18 protein-coding genes are annotated in these 15,367 nt (G+C 40.8%); 7 read left to right on the top strand and 11 right to left on the bottom strand.

All coding sequences use genetic code 11. From position 1 onward, the window contains the following. Positions 1 to 121: 121 nt before the first annotated feature. Entirely contained in the window at positions 122 to 370 is a 249-nt protein-coding gene (locus tag ACT3TU_RS11035; protein ID WP_192524041.1) for a YdcH family protein, read from the bottom strand. Positions 371 to 1,013: 643 nt separating this feature from the next. Between ACT3TU_RS11035 and ahpF the strand changes: the two genes are divergently transcribed. From ahpF to ACT3TU_RS11015, 4 genes are all read left to right on the top strand, one after another. Further along, positions 1,014 to 2,591 carry an alkyl hydroperoxide reductase subunit F gene (ahpF, locus tag ACT3TU_RS11030; RefSeq protein ID WP_192524042.1) on the top strand — a complete coding sequence of 526 codons (1,578 nt, stop codon included), beginning with the start codon at positions 1,014 to 1,016 and terminating at the stop codon, positions 2,589 to 2,591. A 450-nt stretch (positions 2,592 to 3,041) separates the two neighbouring features. After that, positions 3,042 to 3,779, top strand: a complete 738-nt coding sequence (locus tag ACT3TU_RS11025; protein ID WP_192524043.1) for a hypothetical protein — start codon at positions 3,042 to 3,044, stop codon at positions 3,777 to 3,779. Positions 3,780 to 3,833: 54 nt separating this feature from the next. Then, a complete protein-coding gene (locus ACT3TU_RS11020) occupies positions 3,834 to 4,667 on the top strand; it encodes a hypothetical protein (RefSeq protein WP_192524044.1) in 834 nt (277 codons plus the stop codon). An 80-nt stretch (positions 4,668 to 4,747) separates the two neighbouring features. Continuing rightward, complete coding sequence (locus ACT3TU_RS11015) at positions 4,748 to 5,572, top strand: hypothetical protein (protein ID WP_192524045.1); 825 nt, start codon at positions 4,748 to 4,750, stop codon at positions 5,570 to 5,572. Positions 5,573 to 5,657: 85 nt separating this feature from the next. Here ACT3TU_RS11015 and ACT3TU_RS11010 read toward each other — a convergent pair whose 3' ends face one another. From ACT3TU_RS11010 to ACT3TU_RS10990, 5 genes are all read right to left on the bottom strand, one after another. Then, positions 5,658 to 6,518 carry a bile acid:sodium symporter family protein gene (locus tag ACT3TU_RS11010; protein ID WP_192524046.1) on the bottom strand — a complete coding sequence of 287 codons (861 nt, stop codon included), beginning with the start codon at positions 6,516 to 6,518 and terminating at the stop codon, positions 5,658 to 5,660. Positions 6,519 to 6,702: 184 nt separating this feature from the next. Next, positions 6,703 to 7,035: a TIGR01244 family sulfur transferase gene (locus ACT3TU_RS11005; protein WP_192524047.1), complete on the bottom strand. Its 333-nt coding sequence runs from the start codon at positions 7,033 to 7,035 to the stop codon at positions 6,703 to 6,705. Between the two features lie 130 nt (positions 7,036 to 7,165). Then, the gene (locus tag ACT3TU_RS11000; protein WP_192524048.1) at positions 7,166 to 7,492 is read right to left on the bottom strand and encodes a beta-lactamase hydrolase domain-containing protein; all 327 of its coding nucleotides are present in this window, start codon (positions 7,490 to 7,492) and stop codon (positions 7,166 to 7,168) included. A gap of 325 nt (positions 7,493 to 7,817) precedes the next feature. Then, on the bottom strand, positions 7,818 to 9,527 hold the full coding sequence (locus tag ACT3TU_RS10995; protein ID WP_192524049.1) for a SulP family inorganic anion transporter: 1,710 nt from the start codon (positions 9,525 to 9,527) through the stop codon (positions 7,818 to 7,820). An 85-nt stretch (positions 9,528 to 9,612) separates the two neighbouring features. Next, positions 9,613 to 9,984, bottom strand: a complete 372-nt coding sequence (locus ACT3TU_RS10990) for an ArsR/SmtB family transcription factor (protein WP_263972265.1) — start codon at positions 9,982 to 9,984, stop codon at positions 9,613 to 9,615. A 284-nt stretch (positions 9,985 to 10,268) separates the two neighbouring features. Here ACT3TU_RS10990 and ACT3TU_RS10985 point away from each other — a divergent pair, with 284 nt between their 5' ends. From ACT3TU_RS10985 to trxC, 3 genes are all read left to right on the top strand, one after another. After that, a complete protein-coding gene (locus ACT3TU_RS10985; RefSeq protein ID WP_192524050.1) occupies positions 10,269 to 11,141 on the top strand; it encodes an MBL fold metallo-hydrolase in 873 nt (290 codons plus the stop codon). Positions 11,142 to 11,301: 160 nt separating this feature from the next. Beyond that, positions 11,302 to 11,484: a YgaP family membrane protein gene (locus ACT3TU_RS10980; RefSeq protein ID WP_192524051.1), complete on the top strand. Its 183-nt coding sequence runs from the start codon at positions 11,302 to 11,304 to the stop codon at positions 11,482 to 11,484. 98 nt (positions 11,485 to 11,582) lie between these two features. Continuing rightward, positions 11,583 to 12,020, top strand: coding sequence for a thioredoxin TrxC (gene trxC / locus ACT3TU_RS10975; RefSeq protein ID WP_192524052.1), 438 nt, complete (start codon positions 11,583 to 11,585; stop codon positions 12,018 to 12,020). A gap of 99 nt (positions 12,021 to 12,119) precedes the next feature. On the opposite strand, the gene ACT3TU_RS10970 is transcribed toward trxC, so the two are convergent. From ACT3TU_RS10970 to ACT3TU_RS10950, 5 genes are all read right to left on the bottom strand, one after another. Then, positions 12,120 to 12,608: a J domain-containing protein gene (locus tag ACT3TU_RS10970; protein WP_192524880.1), complete on the bottom strand. Its 489-nt coding sequence runs from the start codon at positions 12,606 to 12,608 to the stop codon at positions 12,120 to 12,122. 48 nt (positions 12,609 to 12,656) lie between these two features. After that, on the bottom strand, positions 12,657 to 13,058 hold the full coding sequence (locus ACT3TU_RS10965) for a hypothetical protein (RefSeq protein WP_192524879.1): 402 nt from the start codon (positions 13,056 to 13,058) through the stop codon (positions 12,657 to 12,659). A 164-nt stretch (positions 13,059 to 13,222) separates the two neighbouring features. Next, complete coding sequence (locus ACT3TU_RS10960; RefSeq protein WP_192524878.1) at positions 13,223 to 13,582, bottom strand: SirB2 family protein; 360 nt, start codon at positions 13,580 to 13,582, stop codon at positions 13,223 to 13,225. Between the two features lie 78 nt (positions 13,583 to 13,660). Beyond that, entirely contained in the window at positions 13,661 to 13,984 is a 324-nt protein-coding gene (locus tag ACT3TU_RS10955) for a BolA family protein (RefSeq protein ID WP_192524877.1), read from the bottom strand. Positions 13,985 to 14,225: 241 nt separating this feature from the next. Next, complete coding sequence (locus ACT3TU_RS10950; RefSeq protein WP_192524876.1) at positions 14,226 to 15,038, bottom strand: M48 family metallopeptidase; 813 nt, start codon at positions 15,036 to 15,038, stop codon at positions 14,226 to 14,228. Between the last annotated feature and the right edge of the window lie 329 nt (positions 15,039 to 15,367).

The raw sequence follows: 15,367 nt of genomic DNA, 5'->3' as shown, positions 1-15,367 counted from the left end.
ATTTAGAAAAAGTATTAAATAACAACTTAAAAAAAGACCCTATCAGCAATGGTTGATGGGGTCTTTTTATGTTATCTCATTAAAATGCTTTTATATTCGTATGTCTATTATAAGCTCAGTATTAGGCGTGAGATTGCAGTTTGTTTTTATCAATTATCTTATATATTTCATCTTTGAGCTGTAGTTTGCGCTTTTTCATTTGCTCAATTTCATCATCGCGGCTGGCGTTTTGAACCGCATCTTTATTAAGCTGATTGATTTGTTGATCCAGCTTAGTATGCTCATCAAAAATACTCGCAAAGTGGCTGTCTTTTTGTTTCAGCTCGGCAATAATTTCTCTGTTGTCTTGCCATGTATCAGTCTTTCTCATGTGGTCATCCTTGTTATGAAGCGCTGTCATGCGTTAAGCACTGGCGCATGGTAGTGAAGATTGCTGTGATGAATTGCTATGATTTTGAGACTTGATTTTGATTAAGCCAAGCCGCTATCTTATACCAAACCCAAAAAGTACGATTAGCGGCTTCAAACTCGTTTAGTCCACAAGACGTAGTACTTACACTCGTTTTCCTTGCTACTCTAATTTTTGTGAATGGTATTAGTTGAAGTGTGTTCAACATTCAGAAACAGCGATAAGGCTTAATACCAGCAGAAAATGCCTTTAATAAATATACATAAAAGCATGCATAACAGCGAATCTGCAATGAGACAAATAGGAATTTTTCTTATCTGTCTTACTCGATTGTAGCGAAAAAAATCACTAGATACCATGGCTATTATCTGTCTATATATTTAAATTTAATTTATTATACCTATTTATGATTGGTTTTATAAAACGTAAGGTTTGAGTTTCTCCGCTTGCCCAAAATCGCTAAACCTATGATAATAGAGCCATCAAAGGGCATAAGCCTATTACGTATAACGTGTCAGATAAAATAATTAGTACCAAGTATTTCCTACTTAAACGTGCAATATAACCGTTGCCGTTACATATTCAGTAATGATGAGGAACAAACATGATAGATAAAAGTTTATTAGATGCTGTAAAAAGTTATAGCGAAAACATGACCCGTCCAATTACCTTTGTATTGGGCAGCGGTGAGCATGCAAAACGTGCAGAATTGATTGATTTCTTAACTAAAGTTGCAGGCACTACGGACAAGATTAATTTTGATGCGTCAACCAATGATGACAGTCTGCCAAGCCCCATTAGCTTTAAAGTCGTCAGCCATGCTGATGACACGTTGACTGACACCGGTATCGTATTCAGTGGTATCCCGGGTGGGCACGAATTTACCTCGTTAATTTTGGCAATTTTGCAGGCGGGTGGTCATACGCTAAAATTGGATGAGGGTATCCAAAAACTGATTAAGCGCTTTAATAAGCCGTTACAGTTTCAGACTTATGTATCGCTATCTTGTCACAGCTGCCCAGAAGTGGTGCAAGCGCTGAACCAATTTGCGCTACTGAACGATGACATCAGTAATGAGATGATCGATGGTGCATTATTCCAAGAGCAAGTCGATGCCAATAATATCCAAGGGGTACCAGCGGTATTTTTAAATGGTAAGCCATTTGCCAATGGTCTTATTGACACGGCAAAATTGATTGAGAAGTTGCAAGAGCAATTTCCTGATTTGTTAAGCGAGGCTAGTGATGATACTGAGCAACTCGAGCAGCAAGATGTCACCATTATTGGTGCGGGTCCAGCTGGTGTTGCCGCCGCGATTTATACCGCTCGTAAAGGTTTAAAAGTAACCATGGTCGCTGACCGTATTGGTGGGCAGGTGAAAGACACCCAAGATATCGAAAACTTAATCTCTGTGCCTTTAACAACGGGAACTGAACTGTCGGCAAATTTTGAAAAGCATTTGCATGAGTATAATATCACGCTCAAAGAACACGTTAGTGTCAAAGAAATCGGTGAGACGGCAGAAGAAAACTACACCATCAACCTAAACACGGGTGAGACGTTTGAGACGCGTAGTATTATCTTGGCGACTGGTGCGCAGTGGCGTAAGCTTGGTGTCCCTGGTGAAGATGAAAACATAGGTCAAGGCGTGGCTTACTGTGCGCACTGTGACGGTCCGTTCTTTAAAGGTAAAGACATCTCCGTCATTGGTGGCGGTAATTCAGGTATTGAGGCGGCGTTAGATCTTGCCGGTATCGTTAAACATGTGACTGTGCTTGAGTTTGCGGATGACCTAAAAGCTGACCAAGTATTGATTAATAAAGCCAAAGAAAATAGCAATATCGATATCATTACCAGTGCAGCGACCCAAGAAATTAAAGCAAACGATGGTAAAGTGACTTCAATCGTTTATCAAGATCGCAACACTGATGAAACCAAAGAGCTTGATATCTCAGCGGTGTTTATCCAGATTGGTTTGGTACCGAATACTGAGTTTATCAAAGGCTTTGTTGACTTAAACCGCTTTGGTGAGATTGAGATTGATGAGCGTTGCCGTACCGATCGCAAAGGTATCTTTGCTTGTGGTGACGTGACTACCGTACCCTTTAAGCAGATTAATATTGCGATGGGTGAGGGTAGTAAAGCGGCATTATCAGCGTTTGAATATTTGGTTATGCAGTAAGTTAAGTTTAATATCAACCAGCCCATTGAAAATCCTATTGAAAGGATTTTCCTTGCAAGCCTAAAATTGACATGCAATTTTTTAACGGCTTTCAGGGCGAGGGTTCAAAAGCGGCATTATCAGCGTTTGAATATTTAGTAATGCAGTAAGTTATCTAGCTCTAAAGCTAGTTTTAGAAGCCACCTCTTTTGAGGTGGCTTTTTTTATGGAAAATGATTAACTATTTGTTAAACTCTATAAGTTGACGTATGTTTGGCAGTGTAAATTGTGTAGAGTGTAGCTAGATTGATTATCGAAGATACTACAGTGAAAGGAGCTTGTTTTGCACCATTTAACACATCAATTTTAAAGCGTATAACCTTAGTAGCTACTTTCGCTTGTGTATTTTGCGGCAGTCAGGCATTAGCGAACACATCTCAAATCAATAGCCCTATATCAAACAACACTCTTATGAATCTCTTGAAGCCTTATTATCCATTCTATAATAAGAAACTTAAGTGCCAAAGTGTGGTGGTTGACTCAAGTTTTTATGGTGTCTTTTCTAATGAAGATAACAAAGCGGGTCATTGTGTTGAAATTGATCGTCAAGTTATGGTTGAGACTAATAAAGGCAAACGTCTCTATGTACTAGTCACTGGCGATATAAAATTTGGTGAGCATGATGAGGGATTGAGAGACAGTAATGACGCTCTTTTTTACCAAGGCTTGGTGGGTATGTTTGTCTTAAAGCCAAATGGTAACAACTGGAAAATAGAATTGGCAAGTCCTATTATGAGTGCGGGTGCACAAGGTATGGGACTACGTGATTGGAAGTTGATGCGCTTTGCTCCCGATACTTGGGGCTTTGTAAATGAGGATAGTTACGAGTATTTGGGCTATGTAGAAACCAGTTTGGTTATATTAACGCCTAATGGGCAAAATATTATAAAAAGCGCCATCAATAATAGTAATTTTAGTGCTTATACTGATCTTTGTAGCGATGAGGTAAAACGGGTCTGCGATGATATCAAAGCCAAACTACAGCACATTGATACGAGTAAAGTCGTTGATGGTTTTTATCCTCTACACTTTACCGTCAACGGTCGCAAAAACAATAAGACTTATAAAAATGCAAATTATACCTTTTATTATAAAAAAGGTCAGGGCTATCAGATACCTGATAACTATCCTATAGGTTTAGAGAACTAGATGGGCTAGAACATTTATAAGCGTTAAATTTAACCTCATGAGAGAAGAGAAAACATGGCAAAATCTAAAGTAGCAAAAATAACTTTCAGCGCTATTGGTGCAATTATGCTTATGAGCTTATCAAATGTTGCCTCAGCGAAAAGCGTTAATGAAATTATTAAAGAGTATTACCCTATCTATAATGAGACAAAGCAGTGTCGAGGTATTATTGCTAATGATGGCTCATCAGGTGGTGAAGGCGCGTTTTATCAAAGCGGATATTGCATTGAGATTGATAGACAACTAGAGATGGAAACTAAAAAAGGCAAAAGATTGTATGTATTAGTTATTGGTGACATAGGTTTTAATGAAGACGGTAGCGAAGCATATGGGGCACATGTCTTTTCTGGTCTAGTAGGCATGTTTGTTCTAAAACCACAAGGTTCAGGCTGGGAGGTAGAATCCGCCAATCCAGCGATGAATGCAGGTGCTTTTGGTAAAGGGCTAAAAGACTGGAAGCTGATACAAGTTGCCCCTGATAAGTGGGGATTTATTAACATTCATAGTGATTCGCATTGGGTTCATTCAGGCTCGGCTTTTGTGTTACTTACTCCAGACGATAGTAGTATTAGAAGAAGCTGGGTAGAAGCCAAGTATGAACATTCTAATGCAGGAGCTGGGTCAGCAGGAAGCTGTAGCAATCCTGATGCCGATACCTGCACACTTTTAAAAGCTAAACTAGGCGTTAATAAGAAGAAGATAATTAATGGGTTTTATCCGTTAGAGGTTACGCTAAATGGTTTTGAAGATGACAAGGTATATAAAAATAAAGTCTATATGATTAAATATCAGCCCCGATTAGGGTATCAAGTACCCAATGATTATCCAATGAAAGATGTCAGCTTTTGATTTATATTCATAACTATATTTGTGTTTCATAAAAATGAACGATAACAACTTTTTTGAGAGCTTCAAGGGAAGTATTTAAGATGTTCAAATCTAATTTAGTATTACTCAGCTTAAGAAAAGTAGCGTTCGTTATTATAGTCTCATCGATATGCGGTATAGCCTCTGCTGCTGATAGTGTAATGGATATCCTCAAGCCGTACTATCCGCTTTATAACGAAGCATTAGGGTGTCATGGTGCGATTGCTCCTTCTGGTTCAGTCAATGGTTTAACTAGAGAACCTTATATGACAGGCTATTGCATCGATATCGATAGGCAAAAAGTCATAGAGACGGATAAAGGTAAACGCTTATATATATTGATTACAGGTGATGTTAGCTTTGATAAAAATGGTAAAGAAGTTTTACGTGGTCATGGCGCTAGTGGTTTAGTCGGTATGTTTGTTTTAAAGCCTAAAGGTGAAGGTTGGCAAGTTGAGTCGGCCAATCCTTATATGAATGCAGGTAGTTGGGGGCTTGGCCTGGGGGGTTGGGATTTAGAACAGTTTGCCCCAAATACGTGGGGCTTTATGAACGAGCATGGTGATACGCATCAAGGTTACACCAGTACAAGCTTTGTCATATTGACGCCAGATGGTCGCGGTATAATAGAGAACTGGATTGGCGCAGGTTTTGATAGTGGTGGTTCAGACGGTTGTGGTGGTCAGGGGCAGCGTCTATGTAATGATAGAAGTGCTGATTTAGAAATTGATACCAGTAAAACGGTAAACGGGTTTTACCGTCTAAAGCTAACTGTGAATGGATATAATCAGGGTAAAACCTATAAAAATAGTATTTTTTACATCAACTATCAAAAAGACAAAGGTTATATAGAACCTAATGACTATCCATTAAAAGATAATTATTAGGCTAGCTTCCAAAAATATGCTGACATTATGAATGGCCAGCTATCAATAGTTTTTGTCAAAACTACGATCAAACGCTATACAAGGTTTAGTTTTTATTCCGAATCAAAGCAATAACTGGCAGCGCAATCACATACATCAATACGCCATAGACAGCAGCAGGCAGAGCGATAGCAGGTAGGCCAACGGCTGTTCCCATGATGATAGGTGCTAAGGTGATGGCAGTCGTACTATTTTGAATACTGGTTTCGATGGAGATGGTTTTGCTATCGAACCAGCTAAGCTTCATTGCTTTAGAGGTCAAAATACTCAACGCAAATAAAACCACAATGATGAAGACAAGCTCTAGCCCAATAGATGCCAACTGCTCTTGTAATAATTGCCAGTTAGAAGCGATGGCAGCCAAGACAATCAATACAAAGAAGATACTGGCTAATCCATTTAGGATGCCGCTTCTACGCATCATAAAGTCAGTGAATTTATAGCGTGCAAGCATACCAATGCTAACTGGCAAAGCCGTCAATAAAAACATCACTACGCCAATTTTTACCGCGCTGATAGAGCCTGCTTGGTCTTGCATAAAGTGATTAAAAGCCAGCGTGATTAATATGGGTAGGGTCACAACTGATAACAGGCTAACCACACCAGTGAGTGCTACCGACAGCGCCACATTGCCTTTGGCATAAAAGGTAAGCATATTACTGGTCACACCGCCCGGGCAAAAACTAATCAGCATGATACCAAAGGCGATAGTTGGTGGCGGAGACATCATTAATACGACAGCTAAAGCAACCAAAGGCACAAAAATGACTTGGTTCACTAAGCCGACAACAAACGCTTTGGGATGATTAACGATGACCTTGAAGTCGCTGGGTTTTAGACCTGTCCCTAAGGTAAACATAATATAGGCAAGGGCTAAAGGCAGTAGAGCTAACACACTATTACTCATAAAACATTCCTTGTAAAATTAAAGGTCATATTCGAATGACCTTTTTAATAGCCCACATTCCTTGTGGCGGTATCGCTTTTAGCAGTTAAAATATGGTTTTAAATAATATAGTCTTAAATATTATAAAAGCCCATATATTTATATGGGCTTCTTGGTTTATTGCTTTAAGTTATTGATTATGATATCAGTCGTCTAACAAATCCATTTTCTTTGCTGCCTCATAAATACCTGTCGAGCGATTACCGGTACGGCAAAAAATTAACATTGGCTGCTCGGCTTGATTAAAGAAATCGGCAAACTCTTCAACGTGGTTTTGATTGAGTTCACTACCGGCAAAAGACACTTCTTTATAAGCAAGCCCTGCTTCTTTAGCTGCTGCTTCAATCTCAGCGCTGGTTGGCTGATTGGGTTCTTCACCATCTGGACGGTTGTTAATGATGGTTTTAAAGCCATTTTCGGCAATCATTGGTACTTGGTCAGGGGTGATTTGTCCGGTAATGCTAACTTGATGGCTCATAAGAGCTCCTTATTGTTTTTATATGAAAAGTGGAGTATTTGGTATAGAAGTACTGAGCCTTAGACTAAGCTGAATGGACAGCTTTCTAAAGATACCATATGTAAACGCTATCGTATTTTTATAGCCAGTTTTATAGCAGCCCTTGCATGAGAGCACTTTGATAAAGCAGTTTGGCGCGGGCCCCTGTACCACAAAACATAAGAATGGGTTTGGGCATCGAACGGTAAAAATCAGCAAACTGCTCGACAGTGGCCATGCTTAATCGTTCATCATCAAATGGTAGATGGTGATAAGTTAGATTGGCTTTTGTTGTTGCACTGGTAAAATCACAGCTATTGGGCTGCATTTCTGTCTCAGCGTCAGGGCGTATATTGAGCACAGAACGATAGCCAAGCTCCGCTATCTTCATACATTGGCTCGGGTAAATCTGTTTGTAAATCGTTAAATTATCGGTCATAAGTCATTTCGGTCGCGTATATTAAAAGGCGTTTGGATATAGAGTGTGGTAGCTAAGTGCTATTCTTTAAAAGCTATATTTCTAAAGGCTATATTTCTAAAGGCTATAGGTTAAGGGTTTTTTCTACAGACCGTGGTTTTCACGGCTTATACCAATTTAGAATAACACAGCTTTTATCATATCTATATTTTGTCACAGACAATATCTATCGTGACACATTAAATATATAGGCAGTTCTACATAAAAACGATACGTTGGTAGCACTCGTATCAGCTTTAAAGTGAATCAATTATACAAGTTGTTTGAAAGTCATCTGGCTATGTAGTTAGATGTCTTTCAGCGCATTCACCGCATCCATAGTACTTAAATAGACTTGTCCAGAAAGACGGGTAATGACTGGTGTACTTTCAATGATATCCATCACTGGGCCTTTGATAAAGCTAAAGCTTAAGTGCTTATTTTGGCTCAAAAGCTCTTGATTGAGGCTAATAAGCATCTCTTGTGCGGTCAAATCGATGTGATTGACTGCTGACATAATAAGAATGATTTCATGAGCTTCTGGGTATTGCCGTGTGGTTAGTATCACATTACGATGGACGGATTCACTATTGCCAAAGAACAAGCTTTCATCGATACGTAGCATCAATAAATTATGAAAAGTTACTACGTCATGACGATTGATATTACGAAAATGCCCTGTCCCTGCCAATTGACCAACTACAGCAACGTGTGGTTTGCTCGATTGCCAAATCAAACTGGCAAAAGATACCATAATACCGATTACCAAGCCGGTATTGAGGCCGAATATCAGCACACCAGCAAATGCTGCCATAAAACTGGCGGCATCTAAGCGATCCCGTTGCCAGGCAGACTTCAAGGTCGTCATATCGATAAGACCAATGATAGCAGCCATGATGGTCGCACCCAAAATAGCATAGGGCAGTGGCGCAAGGATATTGCCAAATGCTATCAAAGCGGCAACCATAACCAGTACCGTTACTAAGCTCGCCAGTGGCGTTTTTGCGCCTGATTCAACGTTGATAGCGGTACGCGAAAAACCACCAGCGATGGGAAAGCTTTGGAAAAAACCACCAGCGATATTGGCAAGCCCTAATCCTGTCAGCTCACGGTTGGCATCGAATGTCTCATTACGCAGACGCGCATAAGTACTGGCGACTGAGCTGCTAGATACAAAGGCAATGAGCGCCATTAATCCTGCAGTCGGCAATAAATTGAGGGCGTCATGAAAGTCTGGCAAATAAGGCCATGTAAAAGTTGGCAGTCCTTGTGGAACACTACCGATTGTTGCTACGCCATTTGTGGTCCAATCTAGATTGCTACTAAGGGCAATAGCGATAGCGAGAAGTATGAGCGGAAATAGCCGCTCCGCCCATTTAGCATAAGAAGGCGATAACCAAGACCGCCATACCCATTTGCTACCGTAACGGTTCATAACCATCAGTATAAAGGCAGTTGCTCCAATGAGTAGTGTCAATGGATGTAACTGGCGAGCATACATCAGCATACTCGATAAGTAACCGATTAAGCCGTTTCCAGCGATAGGTATGCCGGTCAAATATTTGAGCTGACTGGTAAAAATAAGTACGGCAGCACCACTAATAAAACCCGATGACACGCCGCGGCTAATGAACTGCATAATCCAGCCCAATTTGAGCTTCCCTGCGAGCCACAAAATAGCGCCCAGCATAAATGCCAGCAAGCCTGCCATCAGGACGTACTGCTCAGCGCCTTTATCCGCATAAGGGTGTAAAGCACTGGCGGTCATGATCGCGGTAACAGCTGCAGGACCTACTGCTTGTACATTGCTAGAGCCTAGCCACGCATAAACAGCGACTGGCACAATAGCTGCATACAAGCCATAAACGGGTGGCAGTCCTGCCAACACCGCATAGCCCAAACTTTGCGGGATAACGAGTACACCGACCACAATCCCTGCGATGATGTCAGTTGGTAAGGCAGACAGTTGGTATTGACGTAACCAAGCAGGAATCAGGCGAGCGGCGATAGAAGGCATAGTTATATGTCATCATAATAAAAAAGGTGAATTGCAGCCAAGCATTGTGTTAACTAAAAGGTCTTAATAAAATTTAACCCGTAAATTAACCGTCCGTTTTGTTACAAAAGCGCTCATACAGTAACTGTAGTACTGCTAAAGCATCGTCACTAGCGATACTATAGTAGATTTGCTTGCCTTCGCGGCGAGTTGTGACCAGCTCATCTTTACGTAGGATACCAAGTTGCTGCGATAAGCTTGGTTGACCAACACCGACCAAACTCTCAAGCTCACTGACACAGTATTCACCTTGAGTCAGCTGACATAAAAGTAGTAAACGATCAGGATGCGAGAGCGATTTTAACAACTGGCTGGCTTGCATCGATGCTTGCTGCATTTGCTCAGCAAGGTCATTCGGTGCGAAGTCTGCTACGCTAGGTGATATCGTATCAATATCACCAGAGGTAGATGTGCTCAATGCTGAAGTAGAAGTAGTCAGAGCGAGCTCCTTATATGAGACATAAGTAGAAGATAGAGAGTGTATGGATAAAGTTTGGGCTTATATAGTTAATTATCAATGATATTATCATTTATATCAAGTTATCATTAATTACATTATATAAATTGATAAATTGTTTAGTAGTTGCTATATTGTTATACATAGATAGTGAATAGGTAGATCCAAATCTTATAAACGCAGACCTATTATACGTAAGAATTTATTAAAAAATAAAACATTCATATAAAAGCAAAGAGGTAGCCATGCAAGTTCATTCTTTCTTACATAGCGACACAGAAACTTTTACCCACGTACTTGCCGATGTTCAGCAGCAAGTGTGTGCCATTATCGATCCCGTATTGGATTTTGACCCTAAATCGGGGCGTACGGCTACCGCTAGCGTTGACGAGGTGGTTACCTTCGTTCGTGAGCACGGTTGGGAGCTGGTTTATATCATAGAAACCCATGCCCATGCTGACCACATATCAGCCGCCATTCACGTAAAAGAAACGCTCGGTGGACAATTGGTCATTGGTCAACATATCACAGAAGTACAAAAAATATTTAAGCAAATCTTTAACTTTGATACCAGCTTCCGTACGGATGCCAGTCAGTTCGATATTTTGACGGATGATGGTGAGACGCTAACACTTGGCGGCATCACGATTACGGCTATGTATGTGCCGGGTCATACAAGGGCTGACATGGCCTACCTTGCCGCTGATGATGAAAAGACAGTGGTCTTCGTTGGTGATACTTTGTTTGCGCCTGATGTCGGTACAGCGCGTTGTGACTTTCCAGGAGGGGATGCCAAAACCTTGTATCAGTCTATCAAAAAGCTGCTGACCTTGCCTGATGATACCATCATGTATCTGTGCCATGATTACCCTAGTAAAGGGCGCAAGCATTGCCCAACCACCACTGTAGCAGCGCAAAAGCTCGGTAATATTCATATAAAAGATGGTATTAATGAAGCGGAGTTCGTAGAGATGCGTGAGCGCCGCGATGCCACGCTTGAGATGCCGCGTCTGATTATTCCGTCGGTACAAATCAATATTGATGCTGGTCACTTTCCAAAACCAGAAGACAACGGTACTCGTTATTTAAAAGTACCTATTAATGTACTCGGGCAATAAAATTAAAGTTTTTTTAGCAAAAATAAATAAGAAAACAGTTATGCACGCACAATAAAAATACCAGCCATCAGCATACTAGTCATGTACCATCAATCTATAATATAAAAAAATGGCTAGTATGTTTTCTATGATTTGTTCAATGACACGTGAGGATTTAGCCATGGAAATGAATATCGGAAGTACTGAACGTTTATTACGTATTATCGTTGGTGTCGTGATTATCGGTTTGGGTTTGTATTTCCAAAGCTGGTGGGGTGTGATTGGTCTGGTTCCTTTACTAACAGGGCTATTCCGCTTTTGTCCTTTGTATAGAGTGCTGGGTATGAATACTTGCAAACGTTAAACAGCGATTAAAACGATGATAAAAGTTATCATAAATGAATAAGTAAGTATGGGCGCTTTGTTTGACGGGCGCCTCTGCTATTTTCAAGGAGTCCAATAATGAGTGAGCAAAACTTCCATCTTGTATGTCCGCATTGCCAAGCGACCAACCGCATACCCTCTGAAAAGCTAAGCGCTGCGCCAAAGTGCGGTAAATGTGGTCAGTCATTATTGACTGCCAGTCCTCATGAATTAAATGCCCAAACAGTGAGTAAAGTCATCCAAAAAAACGATGTATTGACCATCGTAGACTTTTGGGCAAGCTGGTGTCAGCCGTGCCTAATGATGGCACCAGAGTTTAAAACCGCTGCCAGCCAGCTGCCGCAAGTGGTCTTTGCCAAAATACAGACCGATAAATACGAGCAAGCGGCAGCACCGTATAACATTCGCAGTTTACCAACCATGGTTGCATTTAGACATGGTAAGGAAGTCGCACGCCAATCAGGTGCGTTACCGAGCGACCAAATTGTCCAGTGGGTGCGAAGCCTGCAAGCTTAATGGTTTGTTTAAAATCTTCTCTACAATAAAAAAGCCAATACGCGATAAATGTATTGGCTTTTTTATTGTAGAGAATTCTGAAAAATTTTATCCCTGATACTAGGTCACAATCTCAATAGCAAATAAGATAAAAAATCCAATAATTATTATTATCATAATTACGGTTATAAAATTCAAAAATAACTTTAATCCCTTTGAGTTAGACGTTGCTGAACTAGGTTTACTAGATACAAAATCATGAATTTTTTCTTTTGTGCCACTAAGTGATATCGAATCTGGAATATTAATGACAACTACTTTGTTTTGTCGTTCTGAACCGTAGTCTTTTCTAGCAGAATCATATAGAGACTCTTCATTCAGTTTACTTTCATACTCAGCCAACGATCTGTCGTACTTACTGCGTTCTATAGGGTTGGACAATGCGGCATAGGCTTCATTAAATTGCTGCATGATTTGATCAGCATTTGGATGGTTATTTCTATCGGGATGGTACTTTTGCGATAAAGACTTAAAAGCAGCTCGTATGACTTCCGGAGATGCATTTCTAGATACCATCAAAGTGTCATAGTGCGTATGAAGGCTATTCATAGTTAAATGATCTCATTAAGTTAATAATGCTAAATTAAGTATCCGTGACTACTCACCATAAATTTTGACGCCATTGGCAAAGCTGCAACGCTGGATACGAGCAGACTGAATAATCGCATCACGCTCGCCGTACAGACGTGATAACTTCGCATCGCGAGCTTTGGTGTTGTTGCTTTTACCCACACCAAAGCTGATATTAGGAGAAATCCCCCAACGCCCTGCAGAAACGCCAACCCCGACACCTGAAGCAGATAGAGTGGATTGCTCGTTGCGCGCCGCATTTACATAACGATTGACACGGGTATATTCTTGGTTAAGCGCTTGGCAATCATAGCTTTGATAAGTACTTGGTGCTACGTATTGCGGGGTAATATTACCCGTAGAAGCACAGCCTGAGAGACCGAAAATGCCAGCTGTTGCTAGTAATGTGGCGGCAGTGAGAGTTTTCATAATGGCTCCATTAGGCTAAGTGGTTGTATTTGTATACATTTAAGATAGCAAAAGTAACGAGATTAAGATATTAAAAATATAGCGATGACTCAGTCTTTTTTAAGGTTAACAACCGAGAAATTGATATCATTAAAATACTCTATATTTATCAAAATAGGTGCTTATCAAAATAGGTTTGCAGGCTTGGCAAAGGCGAGTATCACGATACCAATATACGCCACAGCGGCAATGAGGATGCCTGTTTTCCTTTGGGTAGGCGTCGCATCATTGTTAAAGGCTTTTATACTCGAGCTAATGGCCGCAACGAGTAAGATAATCTTGGCAAACACCCATTGTACAGGTGCATTGGCGCTCATTAGTTGCATCAGCATGACTGCCCCTGACACGATAACTAAAGCGTAAATAACATGGGTCGCTATTTTCACTGCCCGTGGCGCTTGTCTGTTGCTGCTTAAAACCAAATAGCTTTGGTATACAAACAGCACAATGATTAGTACTGCCATAAGCATATGTAAATGTTTCATCGAATATCATTTCCTCTAAAGATGCAGTTATTTAGCTTATTGATTGTCTTTAATTTTAGCTGCCTAAAATATAGCTACTTAACCTTGGTTTTGTCCAGCGCATAACGGGCTATCAGGGCTTTGACCTTGCCACTCTGTGGGTGTATAGGCATGGATAGCCAAAGCATGAATTTGACCGCCTTGTGAGGTCAATAATGAATTTGCCAGACCATATACCAGCTGATGACGCGCAACCAATCTTTTGCCTTCAAAGGTGTCACTAACAATAACCAGTTTAAAGTGGCTTTCTTTGCCTTCAAAGTAACCCGCGTGATTCATTGATTCATTAGTCAGTTCGATATGCTGCGGTTGTAAATCTTGTAGCTGATTATTAAGGGCGTCGGCGGTAGGTGTAGTGGTCATAACAATCCTTTATAGTTTTATGCTTTAAAATCTTTATGAATGTATCAAATGGTCTTAGCCATTTATTGATGGCAAGTTGCGGTCATTATAACAGACCTTCATATCTAAGCTGTGTTATACAGCGTTGAATTAATCTAGTACTAAAGTACATCTTTAAAGCATAAAAAAGCAGAACACAATATGGAATCTGTGCTCTGCTATTAGTACTTAATCTTATCAGTGCTTCACTAAAAATTAGCCATTAACGACGTGCTTTTTGGTATAACGGCATCACTTTTGGCAGCAAAGATTGTATTTGTGCAATGCGGTTACCGCTGGTTGGGTGAGTACTTAAGAATTGTGGCGGCTCACCTTGGCTGGCGCGCTGCATTTTTTGCCATAAGCTAACAGCGGCTTGTGGGTTGTATCCTGCGCGTGCCATTAGCTCAAGACCAATTTGGTCGGCTTCGGCTTCTTGGGTACGACTGTGTGGACGGCTTAGGCCCAAATCGCCAGCGACGTTTGCAAGGTCGGCTTGACCTTGTGATAAACCAAAGATACTAGCGGCGACACCAATACCGGTTTGAGTGGCATATTCACGCGAAAGACGTTCACGTGAGTGCTCGCGTAGGGCGTGAGACATTTCATGGCCCATAATTGCCGCGATCTCATCATCGGTCAAGTTCAACCGATCGATGATGCCTGAATAAAACATAATCTTACCACCTGGCATAACGAAAGCATTTAGCTCATTAGACTTAATGGTGTGTACTTCCCACTGCCATTTTGCCGCATCAGGGCGATACACCCCAACTTGACCGATCAGGCGGTTAGATATCTTTTTGAGACGGTTTAGCTGAGCTTTATTGTTATCAAGCACTCCACGCGACTTGGCTTCTTGAATATTTTTATTATAACTTTGCGCCGATAGTTGCTGTACCTGCTCGCTAGAAACTAGCAGTAGTTGTTGGCGATCAACACCAACGGCGCCAGTACTGGTCGTACTAGTACAGCCGGTTAGGGTTAACGCCGACAATGAAGCGGCCATCACGGTGGTGGTTAGCAGTTTTTTCATAATAAACATCCTCGCTGTAAATGATAAAAGTAAAGTCGAACAAAACCAATATTAAACCGTAGATGAAAGGATAGCTTATTATTTAAATTCTACTACCACCTACCGATCTACTTAAACAGTAAAATTTCATCTGAACTGTCAGTAGGCATAAGTATAGTGAGGTTAACGAGTGAAAACCAATGCAGGAAAAGTAACAATACGCAGTAGGATTGTAAGTAATGTTCGTTCATTCAGTCTTTAAGAAACATCAGATTAATGTGCTTTCTATATTTTTAGTTCTATATACCCCACTCTCAACTTGAAATAAGCAATTCAAACTGAAGAGGCGG

The organism is Psychrobacter sp. AOP3-A1-26, from assembly GCF_052378235.1.
In the GTDB taxonomy this organism is placed as follows: domain Bacteria; phylum Pseudomonadota; class Gammaproteobacteria; order Pseudomonadales; family Moraxellaceae; genus Psychrobacter.
The sequence above is the reverse complement of the archived record's forward strand: the minus strand, read 5'-3'. Positions and strand labels throughout refer to the sequence as shown.

Coding starts and splice junctions, on each gene's coding strand:
- ACT3TU_RS11005 (WP_192524047.1), bottom strand. CDS start 7,035: ATGAGCCATCAAGTTAGCATTACCGGACAAATCACCCCTGACCAAGTA.
- ACT3TU_RS10950 (WP_192524876.1), bottom strand. CDS start 15,038: ATGAAAAAACTGCTAACCACCACCGTGATGGCCGCTTCATTGTCGGCG.
- ACT3TU_RS11020 (WP_192524044.1), top strand. CDS start 3,834: ATGGCAAAATCTAAAGTAGCAAAAATAACTTTCAGCGCTATTGGTGCA.
- ACT3TU_RS11015 (WP_192524045.1), top strand. CDS start 4,748: ATGTTCAAATCTAATTTAGTATTACTCAGCTTAAGAAAAGTAGCGTTC.
- ahpF (WP_192524042.1), top strand. CDS start 1,014: ATGATAGATAAAAGTTTATTAGATGCTGTAAAAAGTTATAGCGAAAAC.
- ACT3TU_RS11025 (WP_192524043.1), top strand. CDS start 3,042: ATGAATCTCTTGAAGCCTTATTATCCATTCTATAATAAGAAACTTAAG.
- ACT3TU_RS10995 (WP_192524049.1), bottom strand. CDS start 9,527: ATGCCTTCTATCGCCGCTCGCCTGATTCCTGCTTGGTTACGTCAATAC.
- ACT3TU_RS11035 (WP_192524041.1), bottom strand. CDS start 370: ATGAGAAAGACTGATACATGGCAAGACAACAGAGAAATTATTGCCGAG.
- ACT3TU_RS11010 (WP_192524046.1), bottom strand. CDS start 6,518: ATGAGTAATAGTGTGTTAGCTCTACTGCCTTTAGCCCTTGCCTATATT.
- ACT3TU_RS10985 (WP_192524050.1), top strand. CDS start 10,269: ATGCAAGTTCATTCTTTCTTACATAGCGACACAGAAACTTTTACCCAC.
- ACT3TU_RS10980 (WP_192524051.1), top strand. CDS start 11,302: ATGGAAATGAATATCGGAAGTACTGAACGTTTATTACGTATTATCGTT.
- ACT3TU_RS10955 (WP_192524877.1), bottom strand. CDS start 13,984: ATGACCACTACACCTACCGCCGACGCCCTTAATAATCAGCTACAAGAT.
- ACT3TU_RS10960 (WP_192524878.1), bottom strand. CDS start 13,582: ATGAAACATTTACATATGCTTATGGCAGTACTAATCATTGTGCTGTTT.
- trxC (WP_192524052.1), top strand. CDS start 11,583: ATGAGTGAGCAAAACTTCCATCTTGTATGTCCGCATTGCCAAGCGACC.
- ACT3TU_RS10970 (WP_192524880.1), bottom strand. CDS start 12,608: ATGAATAGCCTTCATACGCACTATGACACTTTGATGGTATCTAGAAAT.
- ACT3TU_RS10965 (WP_192524879.1), bottom strand. CDS start 13,058: ATGAAAACTCTCACTGCCGCCACATTACTAGCAACAGCTGGCATTTTC.
- ACT3TU_RS11000 (WP_192524048.1), bottom strand. CDS start 7,492: ATGACCGATAATTTAACGATTTACAAACAGATTTACCCGAGCCAATGT.